This is a genomic window from Paractinoplanes rhizophilus, assembly GCF_042664765.1.
Classification (GTDB): Bacteria; Actinomycetota; Actinomycetes; order Mycobacteriales; family Micromonosporaceae; genus Actinoplanes; species Actinoplanes rhizophilus.
Map to the genome: position 1 here is coordinate 1 of NZ_JBHTBJ010000083.1, position 10,311 is coordinate 10,311.

9 protein-coding genes and 1 pseudogene are annotated in these 10,311 nt (G+C 70.6%); 6 read left to right on the forward strand and 4 right to left on the reverse strand.

The genetic code is table 11. The annotated features are described in order from the left end of the window. Positions 1-295 precede the first annotated feature (295 nt). The 3 genes from ACFQS1_RS40000 to ACFQS1_RS40010 form a co-directional block, all read right to left on the reverse strand. A complete protein-coding gene (locus ACFQS1_RS40000) occupies positions 296-520 on the reverse strand; it encodes a GNAT family N-acetyltransferase (RefSeq protein WP_378978214.1) in 225 nt (74 codons plus the stop codon). 17 nt (positions 521-537) lie between these two features. Beyond that, positions 538-1,389, reverse strand: a complete 852-nt coding sequence (locus ACFQS1_RS40005; RefSeq protein WP_378978216.1) for an LLM class flavin-dependent oxidoreductase — start codon at positions 1,387-1,389, stop codon at positions 538-540. A 74-nt stretch (positions 1,390-1,463) separates the two neighbouring features. Next, positions 1,464-2,417 (reverse strand): helix-turn-helix transcriptional regulator, encoded by a 954-nt coding sequence (locus ACFQS1_RS40010; RefSeq protein ID WP_378978218.1) that lies wholly within the window; start codon positions 2,415-2,417, stop codon positions 1,464-1,466. Between the two features lie 63 nt (positions 2,418-2,480). Here ACFQS1_RS40010 and ACFQS1_RS40015 point away from each other — a divergent pair, with 63 nt between their 5' ends. Together ACFQS1_RS40015 and ACFQS1_RS40020 are read left to right on the forward strand one after the other, a co-directional pair. Then, positions 2,481-3,647 carry an epoxide hydrolase family protein gene (locus tag ACFQS1_RS40015; protein ID WP_378978220.1) on the forward strand — a complete coding sequence of 389 codons (1,167 nt, stop codon included), beginning with the start codon at positions 2,481-2,483 and terminating at the stop codon, positions 3,645-3,647. Positions 3,648-3,712: 65 nt separating this feature from the next. Continuing rightward, positions 3,713-4,750, forward strand: a pseudogene (locus ACFQS1_RS40020) (winged helix DNA-binding domain-containing protein). 181 nt (positions 4,751-4,931) lie between these two features. Here the strand turns inward: ACFQS1_RS40020 and pdxR are convergent. Next, positions 4,932-6,428, reverse strand: a complete 1,497-nt coding sequence (gene pdxR, locus ACFQS1_RS40025; RefSeq protein WP_378978222.1) for a MocR-like pyridoxine biosynthesis transcription factor PdxR — start codon at positions 6,426-6,428, stop codon at positions 4,932-4,934. Positions 6,429-6,583: 155 nt separating this feature from the next. On the opposite strand from pdxR, the gene ACFQS1_RS40030 reads away from it, so the two are divergent. From ACFQS1_RS40030 to ACFQS1_RS40045, 4 genes are all read left to right on the forward strand, one after another. Continuing rightward, complete coding sequence (locus tag ACFQS1_RS40030) at positions 6,584-7,600, forward strand: aldo/keto reductase (RefSeq protein ID WP_378978224.1); 1,017 nt, start codon at positions 6,584-6,586, stop codon at positions 7,598-7,600. A gap of 322 nt (positions 7,601-7,922) precedes the next feature. Next, entirely contained in the window at positions 7,923-8,933 is a 1,011-nt protein-coding gene (locus ACFQS1_RS40035) for a saccharopine dehydrogenase family protein (RefSeq protein WP_378978226.1), read from the forward strand. 260 nt (positions 8,934-9,193) lie between these two features. Then, a complete protein-coding gene (locus ACFQS1_RS40040; RefSeq protein ID WP_378978228.1) occupies positions 9,194-9,814 on the forward strand; it encodes a LysR family transcriptional regulator in 621 nt (206 codons plus the stop codon). Continuing rightward, on the forward strand, positions 9,718-10,170 hold the full coding sequence (locus ACFQS1_RS40045) for a LysR substrate-binding domain-containing protein (protein ID WP_378978230.1): 453 nt from the start codon (positions 9,718-9,720) through the stop codon (positions 10,168-10,170). Before ACFQS1_RS40040 ends, ACFQS1_RS40045 begins: the two co-directional genes overlap by 97 nt. Positions 10,171-10,311 lie beyond the last annotated feature (141 nt).

The window sequence follows — 10,311 nt, forward strand, 5'->3', positions numbered from 1 at the left end:
CGGCGGCAGTTGATCAGGGACGGCCAGCGATGAAGAGTTCCCGTCCGGCCGCAACCGCAACTTATCAAGATCAGCGCGCCGCGGCGCCGGCAACGCCCGGCAACCGGCGACACACATAGCGACCACCGCGACCCCGGGCCACGACAACGGAAGTCGTGAGAAACCAGACCCGCACCCGCAAGGGTCTTCAGCAAAGCCCCCTGGCCAGAGCTGTACCGCACCGATCTCCCCGATGGGTTCCTCGCCCACACCGGCCTGCCCCTGGAACCGGACTCAGCCTAACGACGATCTGCTGTTACAGCGATCCCCAGCGATCAGCAGGCTCTGCCCCAACCGGCCCGGCCCCGGCCGTCCAGTCGACGAAGCCAAGTCGCCGGTTCATCGCGATCGCGGACGCGTTACGGGGGTGGTGGTAGGTCACCAGTCGCCGGTAGCCCGATGATCGGACAAAACGGATCGCGAGTAGTTTCAACGCCAGCGACAGACCGCGCCCACGGTGGGATGTCAGCACGCCGGTCATCTCGGAGAACGCACCATTCAAGATCTGTAGCGGTTGATGATCTGCTCCACCCCATCGATCGCCGGGGTGCGCACGGCGAAGCGCGTGATGCCCCAGCGACGCTCGATCTCGCCGAGCTTGGCGACGATCTCGTCGATGGTGCCGGCGAAGACGTAGGGCGCCGCGATCAGGTCGGACTCGTCCTCCTGCATCTCTGCCGACCATTTCGCGTAGGCGGCGCCGGCGTCGTCGGTCACCTCGAAGCGCTGCACCAGCGCCTCGATCGGGGTGTCGCCGCAGATCTCGATCTGGGTGTCGATCTGGTCGCGGCGCCAGCGCGTCTCGTGCTTGTGGCCGTCCGCCAGCGTGCGGCCCAGGCCGGAGAGCCCGATGCGGTCGACGTTGCCCGCGGCGGCCCAGCGCAGCAGCCGGGTGTTGCCGCCGCCGAACAGGAACGGGACGTGATCCTGGACCGGGCGCGGCTTTTCCATCTCGCGATCGAGCAGCGCCCGGGTGCGCTCGGCCACCTGGATGCAGTGCTCGACCCGGCCGCGGACATCCGGACGCTCCCGGCCGACCGCCGCCCACTCGGCGGGCGTGTGCCCGGCGCCGATGCCGAGGAAGGCCCGCCCGCCGGAGACGACGTCGAGCGTGGCGACGTCGGAGGCGAGCAGGATGGGCTCGCGGACCCCGGCGTTCGAGACGTACGATCCTAATTTGATCTTGGAAGTCACCGCGGCCGCCGCGGCGAGCGCGACGAACGGCGAGGCGCACGCGCCGGGGTGGTCGGCCGCCTGGATGGCCTCGAAGCCGATCGCCTCGGCCCGGCGGGCGAGATCGAGCCACTCGGCGGCGGTGGTCGGTTGGGCCTGCAGCGAGAACGTCACCATCGGCCGATCCTCGCCGATGTGCTTGCCCAGCGCCCAGCCCTTCTGCCATCAGCAGACGACGCTGCGCGGCTTGGTTACACCGCGCGGCGGTAGCGGCCGGCCAGCATGCGGATGTGCTCGACCAGCTCGGCGGGCTCGGTCACGGTGAAGTCGTGGCCGAGCAGGCCCAGGTGGACGGCCAGGGTCTCGATCGTCTCCGCCCCGGTGTCCAGCAGACAGCTCGTCTCGTCGATCGCCGTGACGGTGCCGACGGCGGCATTGATCCGCTCGGCGAGCCGGTCGGCCGGCGCGTGCACGACGACCCGGGCCCGATACCGCCACCCGGCCGAGGACGCGCCCCGGCGTACCTGATCGACGGCCTCCTCCGGGAGCTCGCGCGCGGTGAACCGCGGACCGGTCGGGGTGCGCGGGCTCAGCCGGTCGACCCGGAACGTCCGCCAGTCGGCCCGCTCGACGTCGAACGCGACCAGATACCACCGCCGACCCCAGTTGACCAGCCGATAAGGCTCCACCTCGCGGCGGCTCTCGCTCCCGTCGTGGCTGCGGTAGTCGAATCGCAGGCGCTCACGGTCCCGGCAGACAGCGGCGAGGGCGCTCAGCGTGCCGGCGTCCACCCGCGGGCCCTGGTCGTCGCGCGGCACCGCCACGGCGTACCGCTGAAGGGCATTGACCCGGCGCCGCAGGCGCTCGGGCAGGACCTGCTCGAGCTTGGCCAAGGCCCGCAGCGACGTCTCCTCGACCCCGGTGATGGTGCCGCCCGCGGCGGTGCGCAACCCGATCGCCACCGCGACCGCTTCCTCGTCGTCGAGCAACAGCGGCGGCAGCGCCGCCCCCGCGCCGAGCCGGTACCCGCCCACCGCGCCCCGGCTGCCGTGCACCGGGTAGCCGAGCGTGCGCAGCCGCTCCACGTCGTTGCGTACCGTCCGGGCGCTGACCGACAGTCGCTCGGCCAGCTCGGCGCCGGTCCACTCGCGCGGCGTCTGCAGCAACGACAGCAGGCGCAGCAGCCGCGCCGAGGTCTCCAACATTCTCGGAAGTCTGCCATCCTATTAGGAATGAGGTTTGCCTAATTGACTCCTAGGCTCCCATGCATGACGCCTTTTCGTGTAGACATCGCCCAGGCCGACCTCGACGACCTTCAGGAGCGGCTGGCCCGCACCCGGTGGGCCGAGGAGCTGCCCGCGCCCGAATCGGCGCCGCCCGGCCCGGTGCCGCCCGGCTGGGAGTACGGCGTACCGGTGTCCTACGTGCGGCAGCTGGTCGAGCGGTGGCGCACCTCGTACGACTGGCGGGCCTGGGAGGCACGGCTCAACGCGTACCCGCAGTTCACCACCGAGATCGACGGCCAGAACATCCATTTCCTGCACGTCCGCTCGCCCGAGCCGGAGGCGACCCCGCTGATCCTGACCCACGGCTGGCCCACCACGGTGGTCGAGTGGCTCGACGTGATCGGCCCGCTCACCGACCCGCGCCGGCACGGCGGCGACCCCGCCGACGCCTTCCACCTGGTCATCCCGTCGGTCCCCGGCTTCGGCCTCTCCGGGCCCACCCGGCAGCCCGGCTGGGACCGCTACCGGGTCGGCCGGGCCTGGGCCGAGCTGATGCGCCGGCTCGGCTACTCCCGGTACGGCGCGGCCGGCAACGACGGCGGCTCGCTGATCTCGCCCGAGGTGGGCCGGGCCGACCCCGAGCACGTCCGCGGCGTCCATGTCACGCAGGTCTTCTCGTTCCCCACCGGCGACCCGGCCGAGCTCGAGGCGCTCACCGAGGAGGAGCGCGGAAAGCTCGCGTTCGCCGAGTGGTTCGTGCACAACCGCGGCGCGTACGACAAGCTACAGTCCACCGAGCCGCAGAACCTCGCGCACGCCCTCGCGGACTCCCCCGCCGGCCTGCTGGGCTGGCACGCGCAGCTGCTCGGTCCCTCGCTCGACCCGGACTTCGTGCTGACCAACGTGGCCCTCTTCTGGCTGACCAACACGGCCGCCTCCGCCGCCCGGTTCTACTACGAGGACGCCGCCACCGCCCCGGCCCGGCAGAAGTCCAACGGTCGCGGCACCGTCGTCCCGGAGCCCACGACCGTCCCGCTCGGCCTGGCCAACTTCGCCTTCGACTTCCCATCCATCCGCACTTTCGCCGAGCGCGACCACCGCAACATCGTGTCCTGGAACGTGTACGACCGCGGCAGCCACTTCTCCGCCCACGACGCGCCCGACCTGCTCGTCGACGACCTCCGGCAGTTCTTCCGCAAAGTCCGCTGATGCGAAGTCCGCTGATGCGAACCCTGGGGCGGCGGGAACTGGGCCGGGCGTTGCTGGCCCGCCAGATGCTGCTGGACCGGGCCCCCGCGACTCCGGCGGCCGCGGTCACCCGGCTGGTCGGCATGCAGGCCCAGGCCCCGTACGCCCCCTATTTCGGCCTCTGGTGCCGGCTCCGGGCCTTCGACCCCGCCGATCTGGCCGAGGCCCTGACCACCCGCCGCCTCGTCCGGATCGCCCTGATGCGCAGCACCATCCACCTGGTCGAGGTGGCCGACTACGCGGCGTTGCGGCCGTGGTCCCGGCCCGCCCTCGACCGCGAGCTGAACACCGCCTTCAAGAAGCCGTTGGCCGGGCTCGACCTCGCCGCCGTGGCGGACGCGGGCCGGGCGTTGCTGGCGACCCGCCACCGCACGCCCAAGGAGCTGGGCGCGGCCCTGCACGAGCGATGGCCCGACCGCGATCCGCACGCGCTGGCCACCGTCGTACGCAATCTGGTGCCGCTGGTCCAGGTGCCGCCGCGTGCCGTCTGGGGCGCCGGCGGCACCACCTGATACGCCACCGCGACCGACTGGACCGGCATCGAGCCCGGCGATGTCCCCGACGCCGAGCGCATCGTCCTTCGCTACCTCGGGGCCTTCGGCCCCGCCTCGGTCAACGACTGCCAGGTCTGGGCCGGGCGCACCCGCCTGCGTGCCGTCTTCGAGGCCCTGCGTCCGTCGCTGGCCGTCTTCCGCGACGAACGCGGCGTCGAGCTCTTCGATCTCCCCGACGCCCCGCGCCCCGGCGGAGACGTGCCCGCACCGGTCCGGTTTCTGCCCGAGTTCGACAACCTGCTGGCCTCGCACGCCGACCGCACCCGGGTCCTGTCGGAGGAGGCCCGCAAGCGGGTGGCGACCCGCAACGGCATGTACGCCACGCTGCTGGTGGACGGCCAGGTCACCGGCGTGTGGCAACTCCGCGACGGGACGCTCGTCGTCGACCCGTTCCGGCCGCTGACCCCGATCGAACGCGCCGACGTCGAGGACGAGGCGGCCCGGCTGCTGGCCCAGGCCGCTCCCGGCATTCCCCACGACATTCAGATCCACGCACGGCGAATGCCGTGACGTCACCGCCGGCGGAACCCATCGAGGGACGACCAGAGCAACACCGTGAAGCCGGCACCGAACAGCGCGAAGTGCGCCAGATGACCAAATTCCCATTGATTGCGTACGGCTTCCCACCCGGCCGGCATCGCGCCGCCCGGAACAGATTCCGAGACCTCGCCGCATCGCCGAAGGCTCACGTTCACCTGCCGACGCCGTTCGGCGTGGCGCCGGAATCGCCCACGCCGGCGGCGCCGCGGAATCGGCGCAGCGCCGCACTCAGCCGGGTCACGCCCAGAGCGATCTCCTCGGGAGTGCGGGTGGCGAAGTTGAGCCGGATGAACGGCGCACCGTCCGCCGGATCCGGGAAGAACGCGTCCCCCGGGGCAAACTCGACGCCTTCCGCCCGGGCGATCGGCAGCAGGGCGTTGCCGGTCACCCCCGGCGGCAGTCGCAGCCACGCGAACAGTCCGCCGGTCGGCGGCTCCACGGCGACCTCGGGCAGATCGGCCGCGAGCGCGGTGAGCAGGGCGTCGCGCCGCCGCCGGTACAGCCGGGTGGTCCGGCGCAAATGCGCCTGGTACCGGCCCACCGTGACGTACCGGTCGACGATTCGCTGCATCAGCGGGCTGGTGGTCAAGTCCTGCGCGCGCTTGTGCGTCGCGAGGAGGTCGCGAACGGGACCGTCGGCGACCAGGTACCCGACGCGCAGGCCCGGCATGAGCAGCTTGGCGAAGGTGCCCACGTAGATGACGTGCCCGCCGGGGTCCAGCGCCTTGATCGCCGGCTGGCTGCGCCCCTCGTACCGAAGGTCCCCGGCATAGTCGTCCTCCAGGATCGGCACGTTGTACCGCCGGGCGAGCGCCAGCAGCTGGTGGCGGCGCTCGCCGCTGAGGCACGCGCCGGTGGGGTTCTGGAAGTTCGGAATCGTGTAGATCAGCCGCGGGTGGTGCTGCTGCAGCGCCCGCTCCACCAGCTCGACGCGCATGCCGGATCGGTCGACGGGAATGCCCACCGGCCGCAACCGCAGGACCCGGAACAGATCCAGGGCCAGGTTGTACGTGGGCTGCTCGACCAGAACCGTGTCGCCCGGCGTCAGCAGGACCTGACACACCAGCGCGAGAGCTTGCTGCGACCCGGAGGTGACCACCACGCCGGTCGCCGCGGTCCGGATTCCCTGACTTGCCAGAAGCTGGCAGATCGTCTCCTGCAAGGGGTGGTAGCCGTCGGTGAGGCTGCCGTAGTCGAGCGCTGCCGTGCCGGCTTGCCGGAGCACCTCACCCATGGTGCTCTGGAGCTCCTTGACCGGGAACAGCCGGGTGTCTCCCACGCCGGTGAAGCTGATCAGATCGGGGCGGTCGGTCACCGGCCACGCGGGCTCGGTGACCTTTTCCGGTACGGGCAGCATCCGCTGCCACAGCGGCCACTCGGTCGCGCCGGCCCCGAGCGGCGGCCCGCCGCCCCGCCCCTCGACGAACGTCCCGCTGCCCGTCCGGGTCACGAGCAGCCCGTCGCCTTCGAGAGCCGCGTACGCGTTGACCACGGTGATGCGACTCAGCCCGAGCTCTGCCGCCAGCGCCCGGCTCGCCGGCAGCCGCGTGCCGGCCGGCAGCGCGCCGTCCTCGATGCTGGCTCGCAGCCACAGCTCGACCTGCCGGTAGACCGGCACCGCGCTGTCTCGGTCCACGGGGATGCGCATGGCTTGGACGGTATCGCGCCATAAGGCCAACTGCACAAGACCGCGGATTGGGCCTATCAAAATTCCTAGAAGGTGGCTCTAATGACCGGCCCAGTTGGTACCTATCGTCGATGGCGTGGCGCCGCACCGGGTGCCTTGATCGAAAAGGAAGAGCAATGGCTGAAACGTTCACGCGCCGGCTGGGCCGGTCGGGTATCGAGGTGAGTGCGCTGGGCATGGGCTGCTGGGCCATCGGCGGCCAATGGACGTTCAATGGCGGGCCGGGAGGCTGGGGCCAGGTCGACGACGCCGAGTCGCTGCGAGCCTTGCGCCGGGCCCGGGAACTGGGAGTCACATTCTTCGACACCGCCGCCAACTACGGCGCCGGGCACAGCGAGCGGCTCGTCGGTGAGGCGTTCCGGGGTCATCGCGACGAGGTGGTCATAGCCACCAAGTTCGGCTACGCGGTCGACGAGAACACCAAGCAGGTCTGGCCGTACGACGGCGCCGAGGACGACAGCGACGTGGCGGCCCGGCTGCGGGCGGACCTGACGGCCAGCCTGCGCCGGCTCGGTACGGATTACGTCGACGTCTACCTGCTGCACGTGTGGGGGCTGCGGACCGAGCGCGCGCTGGCCGCCCGCGAGGTCCTGGACGAGTTGGTCGCCCAGGGCAAGGTGCGGACGTACGGATGGAGCACCGACCGCGCGGACGCCGTGCGCGCGTTCGCCACGTCACCTGCCTGCAGCGTCGTCGAGCAGGGCCTCAGTGTGCTCGACGACGGCCCGGAGATGCTCGCGCTCTGCGACGAGCTGGACCTGGCCAGCGTCAACCGCAGCCCCCTGGGCATGGGGTTGCTGACCGGCAAGTTCGCACCGGGCAGCACCTTCGCCGCCGACGACGTCCGGCATGCCGCGCAGTGGCATCCGGGATTTGCCGACGGCCGGCCCACCGCCGAGTGGCTCGCCCGGCTCGCCGCGATCCGCGAGGTGCTCACCAGCGGCGGCCGCACCGTCGCGCAGGGCGCGCTGGCGTGGATCTGGGCCCGCAGCCCACAGACCGTGCCCATTCCCGGCTTCCGGACGGTCCAGCAGGTGGAGGAGAACTGCGGGGCTTTCGCCGCCGGCCCGCTCACCGAGCGCCAACTGGCCGAGATCAACACCATCCTCGAGCGTACGCCCGTCGCCGGCTGACCCCGTCTCACGAGGAACCCGCTGGGCACTGTCCCGGGCCACCGACGGATTGCCGTCGAGTTGCACGACCCGTGCGCGACCGCCGGGCCGACAACTCGGCGGCAACCGCCACGCGAAGCATCGCCCTCTCCACGCCGGCACGTGGTATGCATCCGGCTTATGCCTGCTCAGCCAAACCCGCAGTGGTGTTTATGCATCGGCGGGTAGACGCTTGAACCTCACTCCCCGGCTGCCGGAGGTTCCCGTCATGCGATCCCTCGATGCGCCCCTGCCGCGGTCACAGAATTCGGCGCGGAGGCCATCGCCGGATCAGGGCTCAGTCGTGATCGTCGGCGGATACGGCGCCGTCGGCAGCATCGCCGCAGTTGCCCTTGCCGAGCGCGGCATCCACGTCACTGTCGCCGGCCGTGACCTCGGCCGTGCTCAGAGACTGGCGCGCCGCTTGCCCGGCCTGATCCATCCGCAGCGGGTCGATATCGACCAGGTCGATCAGATCGATCGGCTGCTCGACGGCGCCGCAGTAGTGATCATGTGCGTGGAGCGGCACAACGAACAAGTGGCTCGATCATGTCTGGAGCGTGGCATCCATTTCGTGGAAGTCAGCGCCACCGCGGAGGTGCTCGACGGTATCGAGCGGCTGGATGCGCTGGCGAAGCGGGCCGGGGCCACGGCCGTCCTCAGTGTGGGCCTGGCGCCCGGGCTGACCAACGTGCTGGCCCGGCAGTGCGTGGCGCGCCTGCCGTCGGCGACGTCGCTGGACGTGACTGTGCTGCTCGGGCTGTCCGGGGACCACGGTCCCGACTCGGTCCGATGGACGATGGACAACCTCGCCGCTTCGCGAGGGGGGCGAGGCGCACAGCGCAAACGCGTACCGTTGCCGGGATTCGGCCGGCGCACCGCCTATCCGTTTCCCTTCGCCGACCAGCACACCTTGACCCGGACGCTGGGGATTCCGGTGACCACCCGGGTCTGCTTCGACTCCGCCGCGGTCACCTCGGTGCTGTTCGGCCTGCGCGCGGCGGGGCTGTTCCGGATCATGGATCGGCTCGGCGCGACCAGTGCACTCGCCGCGGGATCCACGCGCCTGCGGTTGGGCGGGGACCGCTTCGTGGTCCAGGCCACCGCTGTCGACGGCACGGGCGCGGCGGTCACCTCGGCGGTCACCGGAAGACAGGAGTGCCGGGCCACCGCGGTCGTGGCCGCTCAGGTCGCCGAGCAACTCGTGCGTCAGCCCTCGCGGCCCGGTGTGTGGCACCTCGATCAGGTGGTCGACCCGAACGAATTCCTGCACGAACTGGGGCAGCACGACCTGGCTGTGCACCACGAGATCTGATCACTCCGAGGAAATGACATGGCCGACACGATCGGCCGGCCCGAGCCGGCGCGCCGAGCGCCCCTCGCGGTCTGGCCCGGTGGTGCGCCGTCGCAGGTACTGCCGCCCCCAGGTACCGATCGGCGGCGCACCACCACCCCGGGTCCACGTGCCACTCGGCCGACTGCTCCGCAATACGTTTCTTCTGAGTGACCGGAGCGGCGAAATCGTGGATCAGAGGGCGGCCCTGACCCATGACCCGATTGGCATACGCTGCAGACGTGCTGGACATTTGGACCTTACGGGTGTTGGTCGAAGTTGCCGACCAGGGCTCGTTCTCCGGTGCGGCGTCGAAACTGTCGATGACGCAACCGGCGGTGTCGCGGCAGATTGCGGGCATGGAGCGGCGGGTCGGCGTATCCCTTTTCCGGCGAGTCCCTCGAGGTGTGCACCTGACGACGGCCGGCGAGGTGGCAGTGGGCCAAGCACGCGAAATCCTCGCTCGCATGCAAGCGCTGGAAGCGCGGCTCGGATCGTTCACCGACCTGGAGACCGGTCATCTCCGGCTGTCGGCTTTCCCGAGCGCGAACACGTCATTCATGCCGGACGCGATCCGGCGCATGAATGAGGCGTACCCCGGCGTCACTCAGAGTCTGGTACGGATCGAACCGGGCGAAGCCCTCTCCGCGATCCGCGACGGCACTGTCGACCTCGGCCTCGTCACGGCGTGGGAGCTGCACCCCAACCTCGTGGCAGCGAAATACAGCCCACCGGCCTGGACAATCCGATCGAGACCGTCGAAGGCGTGGAGCTCATTCCGTTGCTGGACGAAGAATTGCTGGTCGGTCTGCCGGCCGGGCATCGACTCGCGGATCAGCCCCGGGTCCGACTGCGCGAGCTGAAGGACGAGGTATGGGTGGAGGGCGGCTTTCCGGACTGCCTAGGGCCGATTCCGCGCCTCACCGAAGCCCTCGGCGGCGAGCCGAGAATCGGGTTCCATTGTGACGACTGGAACGGCAAGCAGGCGCTGGTCGCCGCCGGGGCCGCCATCATGCTGGTGTCCACGCTGGCACAGCCCGCGATCCAGCGCGAGGTGGTGCTGCGACCGACGTCGCCCCGCCTGCCCACCCGTCGTCTCTTCGCCGGCACCACCGCTCCGCCGTTCCGGATGCCCGCGGTGACGGCCATGTTGTCGATACTCATGGGCATCAGCGAACGCTGGCGCACAACGTCACCGGCGGGGTCCGGACAAAACTAGTACGGCAGCCGCCATTAGTACTGCTACGGCAGGTCGCCACTTCGTGTGGTTGTGAGTCGTTTGTCGGGTGTGGTGACGGCTGAGCAGGTATCGGGTTGGGACGATGACTTCCGTGAGTTCTTTCTGGGGTGGTCGCAGTGG